The organism is Streptomyces sp. NPDC026394, assembly GCF_055567735.1.
Window position 1 is genome coordinate 444,913 of record NZ_JBVHPX010000003.1, and the last position, 22,357, is coordinate 467,269.

Consider the following 22,357-nt stretch of genomic DNA (forward strand, 5'->3'; position numbering starts at 1 on the left):
TCGCTCTTGACTTCGCTCAAGGCCGGCCCAAGGATCGCGGATCGCGGCCATCACCTTCGCGCCGCGCCCCCCATGCTCAGGAGCCGCGCCATGAGCCCCAGTTGGAGCAGAACGACGCTCGCGCTAGCCGGCGGCCTCACCGCCCTGACCCTGCTGACGGCCTGCGGCGGCAGTGGCGCCGCCGGGAGCGAAGGCCCCGTGACCCTGACGTACTGGGGCTGGACCAAGGGCACGAAACAGGCCGTGGACGCGTTCAACGCCACCCACCGCGACACGAAGGTACGGTTCGAGGAGATCCCCTCGGGCACCGCGGGCGGCTACGCCAAGATTTCCAACGCGGTCAAGGCGGGCAACGCGCCCGACCTGGTCAGCGTCGAGTACCCGACCCTCCCGGAGTTCGTCAGCCAGGGCGCCGTCCGGGACATCACCCCGTACGTGACGCCCGAGCTGAAGCGGAAGCTGCTGCCGCAGGCCGTCCGGCTCACCACCCTCGGCGGCCGCGCCTGGGCCGTCCCCTTCGACGCCGCGCCGCAGGTCTACTACTACCGCAAGGACTTCTTCACCCGGCACAGGATCGAGGTGCCGCGGACCTGGGACGCCTTCCGCGCCGCTGCCGCCGCCGTGAAGAGGGCCGACCCGAAAGCGCGCGCCGGCACCTTCTTCCCCGACGACCCGACCACCTTCGAGGCGATGGCCTGGCAGGCCGGCGCCCACTGGTTCGCCACCGAGGGCGACTCCTGGAAGCTGAACACCACGGACCCGGCGACCAGGAAGGTCACCGACTACTGGCAGGGCCTCCTCCGGGACGGCCTGGTGCACACCCACGCCTCCTTCAGCCCCGGGTGGACCAACTCGCTCAAGAGCGGCGGCACCGTCGGCTACCTCGGCGCCTCCTGGGGCGCGGGCGTCCTCAAGGGCACCCTGCCCGACCAGAGCGGCAAGTGGGCCGCGGCGCCCGTGCCGAGCTGGGACGGCAGGCCCGCCAGCGGCATGCTCGGCGGCTCCACGACCGCCGTGACCAAGAACAGCCGCCACCCCGAGGCCGCGGTACGGTTCGCGACCTGGATGTCCACCTCCGCCGACGCGGTCAAGGCCCGGGTCACCTCCGGCGAGTCCAGCGCCTACCCGGCCGCCACGGCACTGCGCCCGGTGGCCCGGCGGGCGTTCGACACCCGCTACTACGGCGGCCAGGACGTCTACGCCCTCTTCGACGCCGCGGCCGCCTCGGTCAACGGCGCGTGGGGCTGGGGCCCGGCCACCGGCACCACCAACACCACCCTCAAGGACGAGTTCGGCAAGGTCGCGGGCGCGGGCGGCGGCACCGGCTCGCTCACCGCCGCGGTACGCGCCGGCAGCGACGCGACCGTGCGCGAACTGCGGAAGCGCGGCCTGAAGGTCATGGGCCGGTGAACGCCAAGGCGCGCGCCGCCACCGTCCTGCTCACCCCCTTCTTCGCCCTGTTCGCCGTGGTCATGGTGGTCCCGATCGGGTACGCGGTCTGGCTCAGCCTCTTCACCGAGAAGCAGTCCGGCCTCGGCTTCGGCGGTACGCGCACGGTCTTCAGCGGACTCGGCAACTACGCGGCGGCGCTCGGCGACCACGCCTTCCGCGACGGCTTCCTCGTCCTCCTCGGCTACTGCGCCCTCTACCTCCCCCTCCTGCTGGCCGGGGCGCTGACGCTCGCCCTGCTGCTGGACTCCGCCCTCGCCCGCGCCCGGCGCTTCTTCCAGCTCGCCCTGTTCCTGCCGCACGCCGTGCCCGGCATCATCGCCGCCCTGACCTGGGTCTACCTCTACACGCCCCAGCTCAGCCCGGTCGTCGCCGCGATGGAGTCCGGCGGTCTCGGCTTCGACTTCCTGTCCCCCTCCGGAGCGCTGCCCTCGGTCGTCAACATCGCCCTGTGGGAGTGGCTCGGCTACAACATGGTCATCTTCTACGCCGCCCTCCAGGCCGTCGACCGCTCCGTGATCGAGGCCGCGACGGTGGACGGCGCGGGCGCCTGGCGCGTCGCGACCGGCGTCAAGATCCCCCTCATCCGCCCCTCCCTCGTCATGGTGGCCCTCTTCACCGTCATCGGCTCGCTCCAGCTCTTCACCGAGCCGCTGATCCTCAACCAGGGCTCCGGCTCCGCCGTCACCTCCTCCTGGACGCCGAACATGTACGCCTACACCGCCGCCTTCGCCCGCAACGACTACGGCCTCGCGGCCGCCGCGTCCGTCCTGCTCGCCCTCGCCGCCGCGCTGCTGTCCTTCGCCGTCACCCGCCTCTCCGGCCGCTCCTCCCGGCCCGGTCGCCGCCTGCCGGACGCCTCCCGTGTCCCGCTCGCCCACCCGAAGGGCAGGCCCTGATGGCGCTGACCCCCCGCACCGCCGTCGCCGGCCCGGCGGCCCCCGCGCCCGTACGCCCCTCGCGCACCCCGTCCGTACGCGCCGCCGGCCGTCACCCGCGCGGCCGCTGGCTCTCCCCCGCCGCCGTCAACGCGGCCCTCGCCCTCGCCGTCCTCTACACGCTCTTCCCCCTCGTCTGGCTGGTCACCGCCGCCACCAAGGACGCGGGCGGCCTGCTGGCCGGGGACTCCCTGTCCTTCGAGGGCTTCGACCTGGCCGGCAACCTCTCCCGCCTCGCCTCCGAGGGCGACGGCATCTACTTCCGGTGGTACGCCAACAGCCTGCTCTACGCGGGCGCCGGCGCCGCGCTCTGCGCCCTGATCTGCGTGGCAGCCGGTTACGCCTTCGACAAGTACCGGTTCCCGGGCAAGGAGAAGCTGTTCGGCGTCGTCCTGCTCGGGGTGCTGGTCCCCACCACCGCGCTGGCCCTCCCCCTCTACCTGCTGGCCAGCCGCACCGGCGTGGTCAACACCTACTGGTCGGTGCTGGTGCCCGTACTCGTCAACCCGTTCGGCGTATACCTGGCGCGGGTCTTCAGCGCCGGCTACATCCCGGACGAGGCGCTCGAAGCGGCCCGTATCGACGGCGCGGGCGAGCTGCGCGTCTTCTGGTCCATCGGCCTGCGTATGGTCGCGCCGGGCCTGGTGACCGTCTTCCTCTTCCAGTTCACCGCGATCTGGAACAACTTCTTCCTCCCCCTCGTGATGCTCTCCGACCAGCGGCTCTTCCCCGTGAGCCTCGGCCTGTACGCCTGGAGCGGCAACGCGCACGGCGAGCCGTCCTTCTACCCCCTCGTCGTCACCGGCTCCCTCCTCGCCGTCCTTCCCCTGATCATCGCCTTCGTGACCCTCCAGCGGCACTGGAAGGCCGGACTCGCCGCCGGAAGCGTCAAGTGACGCCCCGAACCAGGAGCACGCTTCCACCATGCACCACACCACTGACAATTCCTCTGACCAGGCACTTTCCCGCCCCACCCTGCTGCTCGCCATGCAACCCGGCCTCGCCGGCCGTCTGCTCGCCGACCACCACCGCACCCGTCTGACAGCGCTCGCCCGCACCGATCCCGGCCTGGTGGCCCACGACTTGGCCGACCCGCCCCCGGCCGTGGCCACCGCGCTGGCCGACGCCGAAGTCCTCCTGACGTCGTGGGGAGCGACCCCGCTGACCGCCGCCGTCCTCGACCGGGCCCCGCGCCTGCGCGCCGTCGTCCACGCCGGCGGGTCGGTCAAACCCCATGTCACCGAGGCCTGTTGGGGGCGGGGCATCGCCGTCACCTCGGCGGCCGCCGCCAACGCGCAGCCCGTCGCCGAGTACACACTCGCCGCGATCCTCTTCGCCAACAAGCGCGTCCTGCACTCCGCACACCGTTACCGCGCGCTGCGCGCCCCCCACGACTGGCTCCGCGAACTGGACGGCGCCGGCAACCACCGCCGCACCGTGGGCGTGATCGGCGCCTCCCGCATCGGCCGCCGCGTCATCGACCTCCTGCGCCCCTTCGACCTGACGGTCCTCCTCCACGACCCGTACGTGGACGAGGCCGAAGCCGGCCGCCTCGGCGCCGCCCTCGCCTCCCTCGACGACCTCTGCGCCGGCTCCGACGTGGTCACCGTCCACGCGCCCCAACTGCCCGCCACCCACCACCTGCTCGACGCCCGACGGCTGGCCCTCCTGCCCGACGGCGCCACCTTGATCAACACCGCCCGCGGCACCCTCGTCGACGGGACGGCCCTGCTCTCCGAGCTGGTCACCGGCCGCATCGGCGCCGTACTCGACGTCACGGACCCCGAACTGCCGCCCCCCGACTCCCCCCTCTACGACCTGCCCAACGTCCTGCTCACCCCGCACCTCGCCGGCTCCCTCGGCGGCGAGCTCCACCGCATGGCCGACCAGGCCCTGGACGAACTGGAGCGCTACGCGCAGGGGTTGCCGTTCGCGGATCCCGTACGGCCGGACGGGCTCGGGCGGTCGGCGTGAGGGCCGGGGCGAGGCCGGATCGCCGTCAAGTACCGGCTGCCTGCGGCCACTTCGCCCTTGACTTGTCGCAACCCTTGTCGCACCGTGTTGAGTCAAGGGTTGATACAAGGAGGCGTCATGCCGAAAGGAACGACTCCGGACAACGACCGGTCGGTGCGGCCGGTCGACCTTGAACGGGCCGGCGCGTGGCTGACCTGGCACGGCCTCGCCGACGTCCGGCCGACACCGTTGCTGGCCGCGCGCCTGGCGGCCCGGCGGGCCAGCCACCTGGCCGCTGATGTCCTGCTGGCCGTTTTCATCATCGCGGTCGCCCTCGTCCACACCGTCAACCGGTCCGACGGCGACGCGGTTGACGGGACCGGGCCTCCCCTGCACTGGTCGCTGCTGGTCCTGACGGCGGTGGTGGCCGGGCTGGTGCTGGCCCAGTCACTGCTGGCCCGGCGGGTGCGGCAGGTCGACCGGCGGGCCGCGGCGACGCTGCCGCGGCGGGCGGCCCACCCGGTCCGGCTCGGCTGGCGCACCGTGCTCGGCGGGCCGCGTGTCCTGTTCGCGGTTGCCACGTTCGCGGGCGCGACGGCCCCGGCGATCCATGCCCTGACCGTGCAGGAATCCACCGCACGGTACGCGGCGGCCATCCTGCTCATCGGGCTGGGCGGGATCGCGGCCGGCATGCTCGTCCAACTGCGGCATGTCCTGGCGCGCCCGGCCGTGGCCGACGACGAGGTCTCGCTGACCGCCGACGTCATCATGCGGGTCGAGGACGCCCGCTACGTCGCCACCCCCTCCGTGGTGTGGTGCCTGCCGACCGTGTCGGTGCTCGCTGCCGGGCTCGGCTGGTGGACCGTCGCCTGGCTTGCGTTCATCGCCCTGAGCGTCGTCGCGCTCGCCCTGATCACCGCGCGGACCGCACCGAGCTCCACGGTGGCACAGCACGTCATGAGCGACCGGTGAGACCGATGCTCGTCATCGACCCGGCCTCCCCCGTCCCGCCGTTCGAGCAGCTCCGCGCCCAGCTCGCCCGGCAGATCCAGGACCGCGCACTGGCCGTGGGCACCCGGCTGCCGGCCATCCGCCGCCTGGCCGCGGACCTCGGCCTGGCCGCCAACACCGTCGGCCGGGCCTACCGGGGGCTGGAGGAGGCAGGGCTGATCGAGACCCGCGGAGCGGCCGGCTCGTTCGTGTCCGCGGCCGGCGAGAAGGGGCGCGAACGGGCACGCCGCGCCGCCGCCGAGTACGCCGCCGTCATCACCCGCGCCGGCATCGGCACCGACGAGGCCGTCCGCATCGTCCGAGCGGCGCTGGCCAACGGTTCCGCGGGATGACGGCGGGAAGCCCCGTCAACGGGACGAGGCCCGGCCCCCTCGAAAGGGGACCGGGCCTCGAACGGCGGTGAGCTGCCTCAGTGGGCGTGGCCGTGGCCGTGACCGGCCTCGGGCTCCTCCTCGGCCGGCTTCTCGACGACCAGGGTCTCGGTCGTGAGCAGCAGCGAGGCGATCGACGCGGCGTTCTCCAGCGCGGAACGGGTGACCTTGACCGGGTCGATGACGCCGGCCTTCACCAGGTCGCCGTACTCGCCGGTCGCGGCGTTGAAGCCCTGGTTCTTGTCCAGCTCCGCCACCTTCGAGGTGATGACGTAGCCCTCAAGGCCGGCGTTCTCCGCGATCCAGCGCAGCGGCTCGACGGCGGCGCGGCGGACGACGGCGACACCGGTGGCCTCGTCGCCCTCCTTGCCGAGGGAGCCCTCCAGCACCTTGGCGGCGTGCACCAGGGCGGAGCCACCACCGGAGACGATGCCCTCCTCGACCGCGGCGCGGGTCGCGGAGATGGCGTCCTCCAGACGGTGCTTCTTCTCCTTGAGCTCGACCTCGGTGGCCGCACCCACGCGGATCACGCAGACGCCGCCGGCCAGCTTCGCCAGGCGCTCCTGGAGCTTCTCGCGGTCCCAGTCCGAGTCGGTGGACTCGATCTCGCCCTTGATCTGGTTGACGCGGCCCTCGACGTCGGCGGAGTTGCCGCCGCCGTCCACGATGGTCGTGTCGTCCTTGGTGACGGTCACGCGGCGGGCGGTGCCCAGCACGTCCAGACCGGCCTGGTCGAGCTTGAGGCCGACCTCCTCGGCGATGACGGTCGCGCCGGTCAGGGCGGCCATGTCGCCGAGCATCGCCTTGCGGCGGTCACCGAAGCCGGGCGCCTTGACGGCGACGGCGTTGAACGTGCCGCGGATCTTGTTGACGACCAGGGTCGACAGGGCCTCGCCCTCGACGTCCTCGGCGATGATCAGCAGCGGCTTGGAGGAGCCGGCCTGGATGACCTTCTCCAGCAGCGGCAGCAGGTCCTGGATCGAGCCGATCTTGCCCTGGTGGATGAGGATGTACGGGTCCTCCAGGACCGCTTCCATCCGCTCCTGGTCGGTGACCATGTACGGCGAGAGGTAGCCCTTGTCGAAGGCCATGCCCTCGGTGAAGTCCAGCTCCAGACCGAAGGTGTTGGACTCCTCGACGGTGATCACACCGTCCTTGCCGACCTTGTCCATCGCCTCGGCGATCAGCTCGCCGACCTGCTTGTCCTGCGCGGACAGACCGGCGACGGCCGCGATGTCGGACTTCTCGTCGATCGGGCGGGCGGTCGCGAGGAGGTCCTCGGACACGGCCTTGACCGCGGCGTCGATGCCCTTCTTCAGGGCGGCCGGGGAAGCACCCGCGGCGACGTTGCGCAGGCCCTCACGGACCAGCGCCTGCGCCAGCACGGTGGCGGTGGTGGTGCCGTCACCAGCGATGTCGTTGGTCTTGGTCGCCACCTCCTTCACCAGCTGCGCGCCGAGGTTCTCGTACGGGTCGTCGACCTCGACCTCACGGGCGATGGTCACACCGTCGTTGGTGATGGTCGGGGCGCCGAACTTCTTGTCGATGACGACGTTGCGGCCCTTGGGGCCGATCGTCACCTTCACGGTGTCGGCAAGCTTGTTGACGCCGCGCTCAAGGGCGCGACGGGCGTCCTCGTCGAACTTCAGGATCTTCGCCATGAGTTACGTGTCCTTAGTCGTTCTCTGCAACGAACTGCGCCCCGGGATACCGGTTGTTTAGACGCGGGAACCAGGGGCGCAGAACTAGGCAATCTTCGGTGAATTACTTCTCGATGATCGCGAGCACGTCGCGCGCCGAGAGGACGAGGTACTCGTCGCCGTTGTACTTCACCTCGGTGCCGCCGTACTTGCTGTAGAGAACGACGTCACCCACCTGGACGTCGAGCGGCAGGCGCTCGCCGTTCTCGAAGCGGCCCGGACCCACGGCGAGGACGGCGCCCTCCTGGGGCTTCTCCTTCGCGGTGTCGGGAATGACCAGGCCCGAAGCCGTGGTCTGCTCGGCGTCGAGCGGCTGGACCACGATGCGGTCCTCGAGCGGCTTGATGGCAACCTTGGAGCTGGCGGTCGTCACGATCCGACCTCCCCCTTCGGAGATCTCACGGGGTTAACTGTCTGAGGTGGCGACCAGGTCGATCCGTCGTCGCGGGTGCCGGACCTGCCCGTCGCTGTGTTTGGCACTCCCCGGTGGAGAGTGCCAGAGCCGAGACTATGACGCGGTTAGCACTCGGTCAAGCGGAGTGCCAATGCGCCTTCGGCGCGTCTCTTCGGGGGGGGGCTGCTCGTGGGGCACCTTGCCCAGGTGGGGGGCTTGGCAATCCTGGGTTGCGCTTCGCGCGGGGGTTGTGGGGTGACCTGGGCTCGGACGGGGTTCGTTGTGGGGGCGGCGGGGGCGCGTAGGGGGCCAACTCTCCCCCAGCCTTCGGCCGGGGGTACCCCCAAGGCATCCTTTAGCTCCCCACGGCGTCCTTTAGCTGAGGTGCATCGGATACGTGGGCCAGTGTCCGGACTGCCCGCGGGGACGGTCCCCTACCCGCCCCCTCCGGTCGGATTGGCGAGCCCAGGTCTGTGGGGGTGGGAAAGAACGATTGTTCTGGTGCGCGCTCGACTGGCGGAGAGGCTCACGTGGTGTGGGCGCCACTGCTGCGGTCCTCCGGTCCGTCCTGTCGGGAATAGGGCGGAACCGGGACAATGAGTTCATGCACATACTGGTCGTGGAGGATGAAGAGGGGCTCGCCGACTCCTTGCGGCGGGGGCTGGCTGCTGAGGGGCACTGGGTGGATGTGGCCCGGGACGGGCATCGGGGGCTGGAGCTCGCGTTGGCGGGGGTGTACGACGCGATCGTGCTGGATGTGATGCTGCCGGGGCCCAGCGGGTACGAGATCTGTGGGCGGCTGCGGCGCCGGGACGACTGGACGCCTGTGCTGATGCTGACCGCCAAGGACGGCGAGTACGACGTGGCCGAAGGGCTGGACGCGGGCGCCGACGATTATCTGACCAAGCCGTTTTCGTTCGTTGTGCTGCTGGCCCGGCTGCGGGCGCTCACCCGGCGTGGGCGGGCCGCCGAGCGGCCCCGGACGCTGCAGAGCGGTGATCTCACTCTGGACGCCGATGCCCGGCGCTGTCGCCGCGGTGACACGGACATCGAGCTGACCGCCCGCGAACTGGGCGTGCTGCGCTGTCTCATGGCGGGCGAGGGGCAGGCGGTCGCCAAGCGGGACATCCTCGACGAGGTGTGGGACTCGCCGGCCGACGTGGACCCCAACATCGTCGAGGTGTACGTCTCGTCGCTGCGCAAGAAGGTGGATGTGCCGTTCGGCCGCCATTCCATCCGTACCGTGCACGGGACGGGTTACCGGATGGCGCCCGATGACGGCTGAGAAACGCCGGTTCCGGCCCGGGCCCGCGTCCGTGCGCGGCCGCACCGCCGTGGCCGCGGCGCTCGCGATGGGCCTCCTGCTGGCCGTCGGGGGTGGATGGCTCTACGCGTTGTTGCGCGCCAACCTTCTGGACAACACCACCAGTCGTACCGAGGTGGCGGCCCGTAAGGTCGCCGCGCAGGCGGACACCGGTGCCCTGCCGGAGGTGCTGCCTTCGCCCGCCGACGGCGTCGATCTGGTGCTGGTCCTGGACGCGACGGGGCGGGTCGTCGCGACCAGTCTCCGTACCGCCGAACCGCTGACCGCCGAGTTGCGGGGCTTGCGCCCGTCGCCGGGCCAGGATTCCGCCGACCGCGTGCTGACCGGCTCCCCCGCCGCGGCGGCGGGCGGTGCGCGCGCGGACGTGGTGGTGGTCCGGGCGTCGCCGCCCGGCGGCGGCGGGCAGGAGCGGTACGTGTACGCCGTGACCGTGCTCTCGGACGTGGACGACGCGACCCACGCCATCGGCGTGGCCCTGCTGGCCAGCGCCCCGCCGCTGATCGCGCTGGCCGCCGCCATCGCGTGGGCGGTGACGGGGCTGGCGCTGCGCCCGGTGACCGCCATCAGGACCGAGCTGGCCGCTGTGAGTGAGAGCGAGCTGGACCGGCGGGTGCCGGATCCGGCGGGCGGTGACGAGATCGCGCTGATGGCCCGTACGGTCAATGCCACCCTGGACCGGCTGGAGCAGGCCGTCACCCGGCAGCGCCAGTTCGTCGCGGACGCGTCGCACGAACTGCGCAATCCGATCGCGGCGGTGCGGTCCCGGCTGGAGGTGGCGCTCGCTGGCGGGACCGGTGGCAGCGACAGCGACAGCGAGCATCAGGAGTCCGTACGCGCGGCGCTGCGGGACACCGAGCGTCTACAGCGGATCGCCGCTGACCTGCTGCTTCTCGCGCGGCTCGACGCGCATGCCCCGCGTGGTGCGGAGCCGGTGGATCTGGCGTTGCTGGCGGCGGAGGAGGCCGCGCGCCGTCCGGGCGGCGGCGGTGGGGCGCGGCTGGTCGTGGAGGCCGGTGAACCCGTTCCTGTGCGGGGTGATCCGGCGCAACTGGAGCGTCTGCTGACCAACCTGGTCGACAACGCGCTGCGGTATGCGGCGTCCGAGGTGCGGGTCGTGGCGCGGGGGGAGGAAGGCGGACACGATGGTGCCGTCGACCGGGCTGTACTGGAAGTCGTGGACGACGGGCCAGGCGTTCCGGAGGCGGACCGGGGGAAGGTCTTCGAGCGGTTCGCCCGGCTCGACGCGGCGCGTGACCGGGAGACCGGCGGTACGGGGCTGGGGCTGGCCATCGCCCGGGGGGTCGCCCGCGCGCACGGCGGGGAGCTGACCGTGCGGGGGCGGGAGGACGGGCGGGCCGGTGCCCGCTTCGTGGCCGTGTTGCCCGTACGGACCGGGGGCAGCGGGGGCCCGGGGGTTTCTGACGGGGGGCGGCCCGCCTGAGGCGGTTACTCCTGAGCGGGTCTTCAGGACTTTCAGATTTTCTTCAGCGGCGGGCCGTCAGCCTGTTCGGATGAAGCACCGTCGCAGGCCCACCGCTCCGGACACCGCCCACCCGCGAGGGCACAGGCGCCGGCGCCGTGTCGTGTTGCGCAGGCTGGCCCTGTGCGTCGCCGTGCTCCTGCTGGGCACGGCGGGCGCCGGGTGGTACTTCTACCGGGATCTCGCCGCGCGGATCGGCTCGTCGCGGGCGCTCGGCGACGGGGCGCCCAGATCGTCCGGCGGGGCGGTCAACATCCTGCTGATGGGACTGGACAGCCGTAAGGACCAGAACGGGAACGACCTGCCGAAGGACGTGCTGGAGAAGCTGCACGCGGGCGCCTCGTCGGACATCGGCGGTTACAACACCAACACGCTGATGCTGTTGCATGTACCTGCCGGTGGGGGGCGGGCCACTGCGTTCTCGATTCCCCGCGACGATCTCGTGGACATTCCGGGGCACGGCAAGGACAAGATCAAGAAGGCGTACGGGCTGGCCAAGGCCGCGGCGGAGGAGCGGCTGGCGCGGCAGGGCGTCACGGATCACGACCGGCTGGAGCACGAGGGGCGGGAGGCCGGCCGCCGGGCGCAGATCGCGACGGTGCGCGCCTTCCTCGGTGTGCCGGTCGACCACTTCGCCGAGGTGAACCTGGTGGGCTTCCTGCACATCGCGGACGCGCTCGACGGCGTACCGGTGTGCCTGAAGCACGCGGTGCGGGACCGTTACTCGGGTGCCGACTTCCCGGCCGGACGGCAGACGCTCGACGGGCCGCAGTCGCTGGCCTTTGTACGGCAGCGGCACGGCCTGCCCGCCGGCGACCTGGACCGTACCCGCCGCCAGCAGGCGTTTCTCGCCTCCGCCACGCACAAGCTGAACTCGGCCGGCACCTTCACCGACCCGCTGCGGCTGCTGAAGCTGACGGACGTCGCGAAGCAGGACCTGGTGATCGACGAGGGCTGGGACCTGCTGGCGTTCCTCCGGCAGGCGAAGAACCTTTCGGGCGGGAATGTACGCTTCACCACGCTGCCCGTGGAGGGCTTCGCCAAGCATCACGGTGAGGACGTGAACCGGGTGGATCCGGACAAGATACGGCGGCTCGTCGCCCGCGAAACCAGGCCGGAGGCCGGTGATTCCACTGCTCCCACCAGCGGTGACGCGCCCGATGGCGGGTCTGTCGCACCCCGGCCGTCTGTGGGAACCCTGCAACCGTCACCCTCGTCTTCCTCATCGACGGTGGAGTCCGGCTCCGGAGCGGAACGTTCCGGGCAGACGGCTCCCATGATGGACGGCGGAGGCATCCCGTGCGTGGACTGACGAGCTCGCCCCGGCCCCCCGGGGTGCCGGAGAGCGACGCCGAGCGCACCATGACGTTCGCCGCGCTCGCCCAGGCCCCGAACCGGCGGCGTACGGAGATGTGGCTGCTCGCCTTCGCCGTACTGATCTCGGTCTTCGGCTACACGTACACCGGTCTGTCGATGAACGGCCGGCTGCCCGCCGGGCTGCCCGGCTTCAGCGCCGCCGTCTTCTTCATGGCGCTCGTCCCGCACCTGGTCGTGCGCCGCTTCGCGCCGCGCGCCGACCCGCTGATCCTGCCGCTCGCCACCCTGCTGTCCGGCCTCGGCCTGGTGCTGCTCAACCGCCTCGACATCACGTACGCGGCCAAGCCCAGCCTGCACATGGCCCCGGCGGCCGGCGGGCAACTGGTGTGGACGGTGATCGGGGTGGCGGTCTGTACGGCCGTGCTGATGCTGCTGCGCGACCACCGCTTCCTCCAGCGGTACATCTACCTGACGATGGCCGTCGCGCTGGTGCTGCTGATGGCCCCGGCGTTCTTCCCCGGCGACACGTTCGGCGCCAAGCGGTGGATCTTCGTGGGACCGCTCTCGTTGCAGCCCGGCGAGTTCGTGAAAATCATGATCGCGGTGTTCTTCGCGGGCTACCTGACGCTCAACCGCGACGCGCTCGCCCTCTCCGGCCGCCGCGTCATGGGCGTCCAGTTGCCGCCGGGACGCCAGCTCGGGCCGATCTTCACCATCTGGGTCATCAGCCTCCTGGTGCTGGTCTTCGAACGCGACCTCGGTACGTCACTGATCTTCTTCGGCCTCTTCGTGATCACCCTCTACATGGCCACCGAGCGCACCAGCTGGGTGCTGTGCGGCCTGGCCATGGCGGTGATCGGCGCCGCCGTCGTCGGCTCGACCGAACCGCACGTCAAGGGCCGGGTCATGGCCTGGCTGCACCCCATGGACATCTTCCTGCCCGAGAAGGAGCGACCGCCGGGCCTGATATCCGAGCAGGCCGCGCAGGCGCTGTTCAGCTTCGGCAGCGGCGGCATCAGCGGTACGGGCCTGGGCCAGGGACACCCCGAACTGATCGGCTTCGCGGGCAACAGCGACTTCATCCTCACCACCGTCGGCGAGGAACTGGGCCTCGCCGGCGTGATGGTCGTCCTGCTCCTGTACGTACTGCTCGCCCAGCGCGGCCTGCGCGTCGGCCTCACCGCCCGCGACCCCTTCGGCAAGCTGCTGGCGGTCGGGCTGGCCAGCTCGCTGCTGCTCCAGGTGTTCGTCGTCGCGGGCGGCGTCACCGGGCTGATCCCCCTCACCGGCAAAGCACTGCCCTTCCTGGCCAAGGGCGGGTCCTCACTCGTCGCGAACTGGGTCATGGTCGCGCTGCTCATCCGCATCAGCGACAGTGCGCAGCGCCGCCGCGAGCCGATAGGAGAGCCGACCGGACGGCGCGGGCGGCGGGGACGGCGCGCCGCCCGCGCCGCGGCGGACCTGGACGCCACCCAGGCCACCCCGCGCGTGGACCCGGCCGCCCTGCCCGCCCCGGCCATGCCCCGGCCCGGCGGCCGTCCGCCGGGCCACGGCCGCCGCGCCCGCCGCTCACGCGGCTGACCCCGGGAGGTCACCACCGGCCTCCGCAGCGCCCCGCCGCTCCCCACCCCGCGCGCTGGCCCACAATGGACCGGGTGAACCAGGCGAACGACCTCGACTCCTTCTCCGCGCTGCACACGCCCGAAGGCCAGGCCCTGCTGGCCGCACTGCGCGACCACGACCCGGCCGACGAACTGGCGACCGCGACCCGGCTGCGACGCGACCACCCGGCGCCGCTGGTCTCCGCCGCGCTGGGACAGGCGCGGCTGCGCCAGCGCGCCGCGGCCAAATTCGGGGCGGACGCCGCGCGCATGTACTTCACGCCCAACGGCGTCGAACAGTCCACCCGCAGCACGGTCGCCGCCCACCGCGCCACCCGCCTCGCCGCCCTCGGCGTCCGCACGCTCGCCGACCTGTGCTCCGGCATCGGCGGTGACGCCATCGCCCTGGCCCGCGCCGGCATCCATGTCCTGGCCGTCGACCGCGACCCGCTGACCTGCGCGGCGGCCCGCGCCAACGCGGAGGCGCTGGGGCTGGCCGACCGGATCGAGGTGCGCTGCGCGGATGTCACCGAGGTGGACACCTCGGCGTACGACGCGGTGTTCGTCGACCCGGCGCGGCGGGGCGGCCGGGGCGGGCGCGGCGGGCGGATCTTCGACCCCGAGGCGTACTCGCCGCCGCTTTCCTGGGCCGTACAAGCCGCCCGTACGGCACCGCACGCCGCCCTGAAGATCGCGCCGGGCATCCCGCACGAGATCATCCCCGACGAGGCGGAGGCGGAGTGGATCTCCGACGGCGGCGACGTGAAGGAAGCCGTCCTGTGGTTCGGCACCGCGCCCGGCGCGCGCCGCGCCACGCTCCTGCCCGCCGGTGACTTCCTGCTGGGCACCGGCCTGCCCGACCCCGCGCCGGGCCCGGTCGGCCGCTGGCTGTACGAACCGGACGGCGCCGTCATCCGCGCGCACCTCGTCGCGGAGGTCGCCCAGCGGGTGGACGGCCGCCTGATCGACCCGACCATCGCCTACGTCACGGCCGACGAGCACCGTCCGACCCCGTACGCCACCGCGTACGAGATCACCGACACGCTGCCGTTCAACGTCAAGAAGCTCCGGGCGCTGCTGCGCGAACGCGGCGTGGGCGTCGCCGTCGTCAAGAAGCGCGGCTCGGCCGTCGAACCCGAGGAGCTGCGCAAGAAGCTGAAGCTCGCCGGCCCGCACTCCTGCGTCATCTTCCTGACCCGGGTCGCGGGCGCCCCCACGATGCTCCTGGGCCGGGAGGCCCCTGCGGCCGCGAAGGGCTGACGCCTACGCCCGGTCCGTCAGCTCCTCCGCGAACACCTGCGACAGGGGCTGCGGGCCGACGTACTGCTGGCAGGTGCACTGCCCCGGCTCGTACCTGACCGGCTTCTGCTCCGCGTCCCAGGCCGTCGGAACCTGCGTCACCTCATGGCACTTGCCCTGCTTGTCATGCTTGGCGAGGTGGTGCGTACACCCGCACACCGGCTCCGGCGGCCGCTGCGCCGCCTCCAGCTCCAGCCGCTCGCGCCGCGTACTCTCCAGCCGCTCCATCTTCCGCGCGTGCCGCGTACCCATCGCCTTCCGCCCCACATCGGCGACCTTGGCGAAACCCCCCGCCATGAAGAACACGAACACCCACCAGAACCAGTTCACAGCCTGCCGCCTCCCCGTATGTCTGCATTTCGGCTAGGCCAGGGTATGACGTGGTGTCACGAGTGGGCGGGGCAGGTTTGCACGGCGGCACCCTTCGGAGGCCGGAACACCGTGATCACGGCGCTTCGCCGTGCGCCACGGCGGCATGCGCGGCGTCCAGAATGCGACCGAGCTCCCCCACCGCGCCCCGGTCCTCCGCCGGGTCGCCGGAGGCCACCGCCAGGTCCTCCAACTCCCGGAACCTGGCGGCGGTCCCGGGATCACGCTGGATGTGTACGTAGACGGCCCACTGCGCCGCGAAACGCCGCAACGAAAGGAAGTCCCCTCCCTGAAGAACCCTGTCGGCGGCCTGGGACAGCTCACGGGTGAAGGCGGGCAGGGCAGCGGGCGTGGCCTGCGCCACGGCGTCGTGCAACAACGTGATCGAGGCCATCCGCCCCCTCCCCCTACGAGTACAAGTTGTCCTTGCTCAGCTCGTGGAAGTGGTCGTGATCGTGCGCATGGCCGTGACCGTGGCCGTGCGTATGGCTGTGGCCCCCGGGGCCGTGGTCGTGGTCCGGGGCCGGTACGTGGGGTTCCGTCACCGGGAGGGAGGAGTCGGCCGGGAGGTCCCAGGCGGAGGCGGGGCGGTTGCGGGCGACCATTTCGGCGCCGAGGGCGGCGACCATGGCGCCGTTGTCGGTGCAGAGTTTGGGGCGGGGGACGCGCAGGGTGATGCCCGCTTTCTCGCAGCGGTCCTGGGCCAGCGCGCGGAGGCGGGAGTTGGCGGCGACGCCGCCGCCGATCATCAGGTGGTCGACGCCGTTGTCCTTGCAGGCGCGTACCGCCTTGCGGGTCAGGACGTCGACGACCGCTTCCTGGAAGGACGCCGCGACGTCCGCGACCGGGACCTCCTCGCCCGCGGCGCGCTTCGCCTCGATCCAGCGGGCGACGGCCGTCTTGAGGCCGGAGAAGGAGAAGTCGTAGACCGAGTCGCGGGAGCCCGTCAGGCCGCGCGGGAAGCGGATCGCGTCCGGGTCGCCCTCGCGTGCGTAGCGGTCGATGACCGGGCCGCCGGGGAAGCCCAGGTGCAGCACGCGGGCGACCTTGTCGAACGCCTCGCCCGCCGCGTCGTCGATGGTCGAGCCGAGGGGGCGTACGTCGGAGGTGATGTCGGGGGCCAGCAGGAGCGAGGAGTGGCCGCCGGAGACCAGCAGGGCCATCGTCGGCTCGGGCAGGGCGCCGTGTTCGAGCTGGTCGACGCAGATGTGCGAGGCGAGGTGGTTGACGCCGTAGAGCGGCTTGCCGAGGGCGTAGGCGTACGCCTTGGCGGCCGAGACGCCGACGAGGAGAGCACCCGCCAGGCCGGGACCCGCCGTGACGGCGATCCCGTCGAGGTCGGACGCGGCGACGCCGGCCTCCTTCAGGGCGCGCCGGATGGTGGGGACCATCGCCTCCAGGTGCGCGCGCGAGGCCACTTCCGGGACGACGCCGCCGAAGCGGGCGTGCTCGTCGACGCTGGAGGCGACGGCGTCCGCGAGGAGCGTGTGACCGCGCACGATGCCGACGCCGGTTTCGTCGCAGGAGGTCTCGATGCCGAGGACGAGCGGTTCGTCAGCCATGGGTCCGGTTTCCTTGCGCGGGGGGTGGGGAGGAGGGGGCGTCGCCGGACGGTCCGGCGGCGGAATCGGCCGGGGATTCGGAGGGGGACTCGGTGGTACGGCGCATGACGAGGGCGTCCACGTTGCCCGGCTGGTAGTAGCCGCGCCGGAAGCCGATCGGCTCGAAGCCGAACCGCTCGTACAGGCGCTGTGCCCGTATGTTGTCGACGCGTACTTCGAGCAGCACCTCGGCGCATTCGAAGGCGGTGGCGGCGGACAGCAGCTCGGTCAGCAGCCGGGAGCCGAGGCCGGTGCCCCACTGGTCGCGGGCGGTGGCGATGGTCTGGATGTCGCCGGTGCCGTCGACGGCGGCCAGGCCGCCGTAGCCGACCAGGCGGCCGTCCTGTTCGGCGACGAGGTAGCGGCGGTTGGCGGCCGGGCCGCGCGCGTGCGCCAGCTCGGACCAGAACATGCCCGCCGACCAGGCGTCCTCGGGGAACAGCTCGCGCTCCAGGTCCAGGACCGGCGCGATGTCCCACCAGCGCATCTCGCGGAGTACGGCGCCGTCGCGCACGCCGTCCCCGGCCGCCGTCCGCGCGGTCACTTCGGGGTGACCACCTTGTAGTTGGCGGGGACCTGCGCGTCGGGGCGGCGCAGGTACAGCGGCTGCGGCGGCAGCAGTTCATCACCGCGCGCGAGCTTCTCGGCGGCCAGCGCGGCGAGCGCGCCCGCGGACTGGTGCTCCGGGCCGCCGTCCCGTACGCCGGTGAAGATGTCCGCGTACAGCAGCGCGCCCGCGCCCACCGACGGCAGCGCGCCGGCCTCGTCGGCGATGTCCGCGGGGCGGTCCACGGCGGGCTCGGTGAGCCGCGTGCGGGCGTCGGCGTAGCGCGCCCAGTAGACCTCCTTGCGGCGGGCGTCGGTCGCCACCAGGAACGGCTCGTCGAGCCCGGCGGCGTACGCGATGCCGTCCAGCGTGCACAGGCCGTGCACCGGCACGTCGAGCGCGGCGCCGAACGTCGCGGCGGTGACGAGCCCGACCCGCAGGCCCGTGTACGGGCCGGGGCCGACGCCGACGACGATGTCGCTGACCGCGTCGAGTTTCACCCCCGCTTCGGCGAGCACCCGGTCGACGGCGGGCAGCAGCAGTTCGCCGTGCCGGCGGGCGTCCACCTGGCGCTCCTCGGCGAGGACGCGGGAGCCGTCGTGGACGGCGACGGTGACGGCGGGGGTTGCGGTGTCCAGAGCAAGCAGCAGCACGCCTCCAAGACTACGGCGCGGCCGCGGGTGCCTTGCCGGGTGCTACCGTCACCCGTAGTCACGCGCGTACGAAAGGTGGCACGGCGGTGTCCGCAAAGAGCAGCTCGATCGTCACCGCTCTGACCACGGTTGCGCTCGCCGCCGTCGGTTTCCTGGCCTATCAGGCGTCCGCCTCGGCCCCCGATCACACCACCCCGGGCAAGCAGCCGTCGTCGACCGCGAGCCCGGCCCCGGGCAAGGGCGGCGCGGACCAGCGGAAGACCGAGGTGCCGGTGCCGCCGGACTCCGGCGAGGGCGAGCGGGTCGTCTACGCGCTGGGCGCGCGGCGGGTGTGGCTGGTCACGGCGGACGGCAAGGTCAAGCGGACGTACGAGGTCACACCGAGCTCCGTCAGCCCGGCCCCGGGCACGTACAAGGTCAACGGCCGGACGTTGAAGGTCACCGGCTCCGACGGGGTGCCGATCGAGCACGTGGTGCGTTTCACGGTCGCCGACGGTGTGGTGGTCGGCTTCAGCGCGGCGGTGGACGGCTCGATGCCGGACCCGAACGCGACCAAGAAGACCGGCGGCATCCGGGAGACGCGGGCGGACGGCACGGCGATGTGGGACTTCGCGCTGCACAAGACGAAGATCGTCGTCGTGAAGTGAGCTTGGGCGGGGCGTGAGCCGACGCGGGGCGTGAGCCGACGCGGGGCGTGAGCCGACGCGGGGCGTGAGCCGACGCGGGGCGTGAGCCGACGCGGGGCGTGAGCCTGCGCGGGGCGTGAGCCTGCGCGGCGCGTGCGCCCCCGCTATGCCGCGTCGCGCGCCCCCGCGCCGTGCGTCCTCGCGCCGTGCGGGCCCGGACCGGTGCCCTCCCGCGCGGCGCCGCGGGCGTCGTCCTCGGCGCTCTCGGTGTTCTCGGTGTCTTCCGCGGCCTCGGCCTGGGACGGCGGCTGCGGGGGCGTGGACACCGCGCTGGCCGCGGCGCACGCCGCCAGCAGCTGGTTCATGGTCGGCGTCGGTTCGGCCGCGCCGTTGCGGACCGCTGCGGTGACGGGCTGGTGGGCCGACATGGATGCCTCCCGTGGCTCCTGGGCAAGCGGGCGTAGTTAGGCAGACCTAACCGGCTCTCTCTGCACCCATGTGACCACGTCCGGCGCCGCGCGCGCAACATCTTCCCGACGGCTTGTCGGAAACTACGGTACGGGCGCTTCCTACGCGCCGGCCAGCACCGTCAGATCCACGTCCGCCCAGCGCGGCCCGACGCCGCGCACCGTGACCTCGCGCACGTCGTCCTCGTCCGGCGCCGCACCGTCGGCGGGAACGACGGGCGCGTCCGCGCCGACGGCGCGTTCGATGATCACGTGCAGCCGGTCCTCGGACAGCTCCTCGACCTTGCCGTCGCCCCACTCCACGACCACCACCGACTCGGGCAGCGACACGTCGAGGTCCAGGTCCTCCATCTCGTCCAGGCCGCCGCCGAGCCGGTACGCGTCCACGTGCACCAGGGCCGGGCCGTCGGCCAGCGGCGGGTGCACCCGGGCGATCACGAAGGTCGGCGAGGTGACCGCGCCGCGCACGCCGAGGCCCTCGCCCAGCCCGCGGGTCAGCGTCGTCTTGCCCGCCCCCAGCTCCCCGGTCAGCAGCACCAGGTCCCCGGGGCACAGCAGCCCGGCCAGTGCGCGGCCCAACTCCTGCATCCGCTGAGGTGACTTGACGGTTACGTGCTCGATCGTCTCGGTGGCGCTCATGCGCCGATGGTACGGCGCGCACAACCGGCATTTCGAACCCGTCCGCGGCGGGCGGACGCCGCCGGGGCCGTCGGGCCCGCCGGGCACGTCGGCCTCACCGGGCTCCCCGAGCCCACCGGGCCCGGGGATCTTCCCGGCCTCGCGGCTACGCCCGCGCCGACCGGGCCGCCGCCGCTGTCGCCGCCGCCCGCTCGATCAGGGTCTCCAGATGACCGGTGACCACTTCCGGGCGCTCCAGCATCACCAGGTGGCCCGCCCCCGGCTCGCACACCGACTCCGCGCCCGGCAGCAGGCCGGCGATGGCGTCGCTGTGGTCGGACGGGGTGATCAGGTCCCGGTCACCGGCCAGCACCAGCGCCGGTACGGGGTCGAACGCGACCAGCGCCTCGGTCTTGTCGTGCACGGCGAAGGCCGGGAAGAACTCGGCGACGACGTCGATCGGGGTCGCCTCGATCATCCGCTCGGCGAACCGCGCCACCCCCGGGTCCACCTCTTTCGGCGTACCGAAGGAGTAGCGCTTGACCAGCCCGGCGAAGAGGTCGGCGGTCGCCCGGCGGCCCTTCTCGACCAGCTCGCTCTGCGCGCCGAGCGCCTTGAGCACGCCCGGTGCGAAGCGGTGGAACGCCTTGACGCCCAGCGACGGCAGCCCGAAGGCGACCTCGCTGAGCCGGCCCGCCGAAGTGCCGATCAGGGCCACGCCGACCACCCGCTCCGCGACGTACTCCGGATACTGGTCGGCCAGCGCCATCACCGTCATGCCGCCCATGGAGTGCCCGACCAGCACGATCGGCCCCTCGGGCACGGCGGCGTCCAGCACCGCCTTCAGGTCCCGGCCCAGCAGGTCGATGGTGACCGGCTCGGTGCCGTCGCGCTGGGCCCGGCCGCGCTCCGAGCGGCCGTGGCTGCGCTGGTCCCAGTGGACGCTGCGCACCGCGCCGCGCAGGGCCGCGCGCTGGAAGTGCCAGGAGTCCTGGTTCAGGCAGTAGCCGTGGCTGAAGACGACCGTGGGCGCTCCGGAGCGGCGTCCCAGCAGCCCCAGCAGCCGCTTGCGGCGCGCACCGCCGACGCCGCCCTTGCTGCTCCTGCTGCCCTTGCCGTCCTCCGGCTCGTCGATCTCGTAGTGCAGCTCCGTGCCGTCCTCGGCCACCGCCGTGCCCGGTGTGCCGCGCAGCGTGCCGTACGGGCCCGCCGCGTCCAGCGCGAGCCGCGCCTTGCGCCGTACGCCCCGGCCGACCGTCAGCCGCTCGATGGCGACGCCCGCCGCGGCGCCCGCGGCGACCACGCCGAGCGCGGCGCCCGCGAGGCTCGCGCGCCGTCCCGCCCGGGTCCAGTTGCCGGCCGTCGTGGCCGCTTCGGCCGCCGCGTCGATCGCGGCGTCGGCGGCCGCCCCCGTCCTGTCGCTCATGTCCCGCTCCCCGTGTCCGCGCGCTCGTCGACATAGACGCGTGGCACCCGGGTACCGATCCGCGTGACGATCTCGTACCCGATCGTGCCCGTCGCACGCGCCCAGTCCTCGACGGTCGGCTCGCCCCGGTCCCCCGGGCCGAACAGCACGGCCACGTCTCCCACCTGGGCCGGGTCCCCGCCGAGATCGACCACGAACTGGTCCATCGCGACGGTGCCGGCGGCCGTCCGCCATTTGCCCGCGACCAGCACCGGTCCGCTGTTCGACGCATGGCGGGGGATGCCGTCGGCGTAGCCGAGCGGGACCAGGGCGAGGGTGGTCTCCCCGGACGTCGTGTAGCGGTGCCCGTACGAGACGCCGTGCCCGGCGGGCACGTGCTTCACCGACGCCAGGGACGCCTCCAGCGTCATCGCGGGCCGCAGCCCGAAGTCCTCCGGCACGCCCATCTCGGGGCTGGGCGAGACACCGTAGATGCCGATACCGGCACGTACCAGGTCGAAGTGCGCGTGCGGGAGGCTGAGCAGCGCCGGGGTGTTGGCGTGGTGGCGCACCTCCGGGTCCAGGCCCGCCCGGCGGGTCACCGCGTCGGCGTCGGCGAAGACCGCGAGCTGGGCGTCGATGGAAGGGTGGCCGGGCTCGTCGGCGCAGGCGAAGTGCGACCAGACGCCGGTGACCCGTATCGCGCCCTCGGCCTCGGCGGCGCGGGCGGCGGCGACCAGCTCGGGCCAGTCGGCGGGCTGGCAGCCGCTGCGCCCCAGTCCCGTGTCGACCTTGAGCTGGACGCGGGCGGTACGGCCGCACGCCCGGGCCGCCGCGGTCACCTCGTGCAGCGCCCACATGCCGCTGACCGACACGTCGATGTCCTGCTCGACGGCCTGCCGCCAGGGCCCGCCGGGCGTCCACAGCCAGCACATCAGCCGGCCGGTGTCGCCCGCGGCGCGCAGTGCGAACGCCTCCTCGGGGAGCGCGGTGCCCAGCCATGTCGCCCCGGCCTCCCGGGCCGCGCGGGCGCACCGGATCGCGCCGTGGCCGTACCCGTCGGACTTCACCACGGCCATCAGCTCGGCCCGGGGCGCGCGGGCCCGCAGCGCCCGCACGTTGGAGCGCACCGCGTCGAGGTCCACGGCCGCACGGGCCCGCATGGCTGCATGGTTCATCCACCCAGTGTCGCAGAACGGGGTGTTGGGGCCGGGAGAGACGGGGGCGCGGGAGG

23 protein-coding genes are annotated in these 22,357 nt (G+C 72.8%); 12 read left to right on the forward strand and 11 right to left on the reverse strand.

Annotated features, from left to right (window positions below):
• The first annotated feature begins 90 nt into the window (after positions 1-90).
• The 6 genes from ACZ4QV_RS10330 (at position 91) to ACZ4QV_RS10355 (ending at position 5,683) form a co-directional block, all read left to right on the forward strand.
• On the forward strand, positions 91-1,410 hold the full coding sequence (locus ACZ4QV_RS10330) for an ABC transporter substrate-binding protein (protein ID WP_467762769.1): 1,320 nt from the start codon (positions 91-93) through the stop codon (positions 1,408-1,410).
• Positions 1,407-2,348, forward strand: coding sequence for a carbohydrate ABC transporter permease (locus ACZ4QV_RS10335; protein ID WP_361634703.1), 942 nt, complete (start codon positions 1,407-1,409; stop codon positions 2,346-2,348). Before ACZ4QV_RS10330 ends, ACZ4QV_RS10335 begins: the two co-directional genes overlap by 4 nt.
• On the forward strand, positions 2,348-3,283 hold the full coding sequence (locus ACZ4QV_RS10340; protein ID WP_467762770.1) for a carbohydrate ABC transporter permease: 936 nt from the start codon (positions 2,348-2,350) through the stop codon (positions 3,281-3,283). The genes ACZ4QV_RS10335 and ACZ4QV_RS10340 overlap by 1 nt, the downstream gene beginning before the upstream one ends.
• 28 nt (positions 3,284-3,311) lie before the next feature.
• On the forward strand, positions 3,312-4,361 hold the full coding sequence (locus ACZ4QV_RS10345) for a hydroxyacid dehydrogenase (protein ID WP_361879087.1): 1,050 nt from the start codon (positions 3,312-3,314) through the stop codon (positions 4,359-4,361).
• 117 nt (positions 4,362-4,478) lie between these two features.
• Positions 4,479-5,312 (forward strand): hypothetical protein, encoded by an 834-nt coding sequence (locus tag ACZ4QV_RS10350; RefSeq protein ID WP_361584391.1) that lies wholly within the window; start codon positions 4,479-4,481, stop codon positions 5,310-5,312.
• 5 nt (positions 5,313-5,317) lie between these two features.
• Positions 5,318-5,683, forward strand: a complete 366-nt coding sequence (locus ACZ4QV_RS10355) for a GntR family transcriptional regulator (RefSeq protein ID WP_467762816.1) — start codon at positions 5,318-5,320, stop codon at positions 5,681-5,683.
• Positions 5,684-5,760: 77 nt separating this feature from the next.
• Here ACZ4QV_RS10355 and groL read toward each other — a convergent pair whose 3' ends face one another.
• Positions 5,761-7,383, reverse strand: coding sequence for a chaperonin GroEL (gene groL, locus ACZ4QV_RS10360; protein ID WP_030022439.1), 1,623 nt, complete (start codon positions 7,381-7,383; stop codon positions 5,761-5,763).
• 103 nt (positions 7,384-7,486) lie between these two features.
• Entirely contained in the window at positions 7,487-7,795 is a 309-nt protein-coding gene (groES, locus tag ACZ4QV_RS10365) for a co-chaperone GroES (protein ID WP_030022440.1), read from the reverse strand.
• Positions 7,796-8,420: 625 nt separating this feature from the next.
• Here groES and ACZ4QV_RS10370 point away from each other — a divergent pair.
• The 5 genes from ACZ4QV_RS10370 to ACZ4QV_RS10390 all read left to right on the forward strand — a co-directional run bounded on the left by ACZ4QV_RS10370 (position 8,421) and on the right by ACZ4QV_RS10390 (position 14,798).
• On the forward strand, positions 8,421-9,101 hold the full coding sequence (locus ACZ4QV_RS10370) for a response regulator transcription factor (RefSeq protein WP_361149261.1): 681 nt from the start codon (positions 8,421-8,423) through the stop codon (positions 9,099-9,101).
• Positions 9,091-10,581: a sensor histidine kinase gene (locus tag ACZ4QV_RS10375; RefSeq protein ID WP_361584386.1), complete on the forward strand. Its 1,491-nt coding sequence runs from the start codon at positions 9,091-9,093 to the stop codon at positions 10,579-10,581. Before ACZ4QV_RS10370 ends, ACZ4QV_RS10375 begins: the two co-directional genes overlap by 11 nt.
• Positions 10,582-10,723: 142 nt before the next feature.
• Positions 10,724-11,932 (forward strand): LCP family protein, encoded by a 1,209-nt coding sequence (locus ACZ4QV_RS10380; protein ID WP_361584383.1) that lies wholly within the window; start codon positions 10,724-10,726, stop codon positions 11,930-11,932.
• A 50-nt stretch (positions 11,933-11,982) separates the two neighbouring features.
• Positions 11,983-13,518, forward strand: coding sequence for an FtsW/RodA/SpoVE family cell cycle protein (locus ACZ4QV_RS10385; RefSeq protein WP_361150154.1), 1,536 nt, complete (start codon positions 11,983-11,985; stop codon positions 13,516-13,518).
• Positions 13,519-13,583: 65 nt separating this feature from the next.
• Positions 13,584-14,798 carry a class I SAM-dependent methyltransferase gene (locus tag ACZ4QV_RS10390; RefSeq protein ID WP_361149255.1) on the forward strand — a complete coding sequence of 405 codons (1,215 nt, stop codon included), beginning with the start codon at positions 13,584-13,586 and terminating at the stop codon, positions 14,796-14,798.
• A gap of 3 nt (positions 14,799-14,801) precedes the next feature.
• On the opposite strand, the gene ACZ4QV_RS10395 is transcribed toward ACZ4QV_RS10390, so the two are convergent.
• From ACZ4QV_RS10395 to tsaB, 5 genes are all read right to left on the reverse strand, one after another.
• Positions 14,802-15,167 carry a hypothetical protein gene (locus tag ACZ4QV_RS10395; protein WP_361149252.1) on the reverse strand — a complete coding sequence of 122 codons (366 nt, stop codon included), beginning with the start codon at positions 15,165-15,167 and terminating at the stop codon, positions 14,802-14,804.
• 115 nt (positions 15,168-15,282) lie between these two features.
• Entirely contained in the window at positions 15,283-15,600 is a 318-nt protein-coding gene (locus tag ACZ4QV_RS10400; protein WP_361634689.1) for a hypothetical protein, read from the reverse strand.
• Positions 15,601-15,613: 13 nt separating this feature from the next.
• Positions 15,614-16,768, reverse strand: a complete 1,155-nt coding sequence (tsaD, locus tag ACZ4QV_RS10405; RefSeq protein ID WP_467762771.1) for a tRNA (adenosine(37)-N6)-threonylcarbamoyltransferase complex transferase subunit TsaD — start codon at positions 16,766-16,768, stop codon at positions 15,614-15,616.
• Positions 16,761-17,294: a ribosomal protein S18-alanine N-acetyltransferase gene (rimI, locus tag ACZ4QV_RS10410; protein WP_361150152.1), complete on the reverse strand. Its 534-nt coding sequence runs from the start codon at positions 17,292-17,294 to the stop codon at positions 16,761-16,763. Before rimI ends, tsaD begins: the two co-directional genes overlap by 8 nt.
• Positions 17,295-17,347: 53 nt before the next feature.
• On the reverse strand, positions 17,348-18,007 hold the full coding sequence (gene tsaB, locus ACZ4QV_RS10415; protein WP_361584376.1) for a tRNA (adenosine(37)-N6)-threonylcarbamoyltransferase complex dimerization subunit type 1 TsaB: 660 nt from the start codon (positions 18,005-18,007) through the stop codon (positions 17,348-17,350).
• A gap of 86 nt (positions 18,008-18,093) precedes the next feature.
• On the opposite strand from tsaB, the gene ACZ4QV_RS10420 reads away from it, so the two are divergent.
• Complete coding sequence (locus tag ACZ4QV_RS10420; RefSeq protein WP_467762772.1) at positions 18,094-18,654, forward strand: hypothetical protein; 561 nt, start codon at positions 18,094-18,096, stop codon at positions 18,652-18,654.
• A gap of 143 nt (positions 18,655-18,797) precedes the next feature.
• On the opposite strand, the gene ACZ4QV_RS10425 is transcribed toward ACZ4QV_RS10420, so the two are convergent.
• The 4 genes from ACZ4QV_RS10425 to alr form a co-directional block, all read right to left on the reverse strand.
• Positions 18,798-19,061, reverse strand: coding sequence for a hypothetical protein (locus tag ACZ4QV_RS10425; protein WP_361634680.1), 264 nt, complete (start codon positions 19,059-19,061; stop codon positions 18,798-18,800).
• A 141-nt stretch (positions 19,062-19,202) separates the two neighbouring features.
• On the reverse strand, positions 19,203-19,739 hold the full coding sequence (gene tsaE, locus ACZ4QV_RS10430; protein WP_361149238.1) for a tRNA (adenosine(37)-N6)-threonylcarbamoyltransferase complex ATPase subunit type 1 TsaE: 537 nt from the start codon (positions 19,737-19,739) through the stop codon (positions 19,203-19,205).
• 145 nt (positions 19,740-19,884) lie between these two features.
• Positions 19,885-21,144 (reverse strand): alpha/beta fold hydrolase, encoded by a 1,260-nt coding sequence (locus ACZ4QV_RS10435; protein WP_361634676.1) that lies wholly within the window; start codon positions 21,142-21,144, stop codon positions 19,885-19,887.
• The gene (alr, locus tag ACZ4QV_RS10440) at positions 21,141-22,301 is read right to left on the reverse strand and encodes an alanine racemase (RefSeq protein WP_361149232.1); all 1,161 of its coding nucleotides are present in this window, start codon (positions 22,299-22,301) and stop codon (positions 21,141-21,143) included. Before alr ends, ACZ4QV_RS10435 begins: the two co-directional genes overlap by 4 nt.
• Between the last annotated feature and the right edge of the window lie 56 nt (positions 22,302-22,357).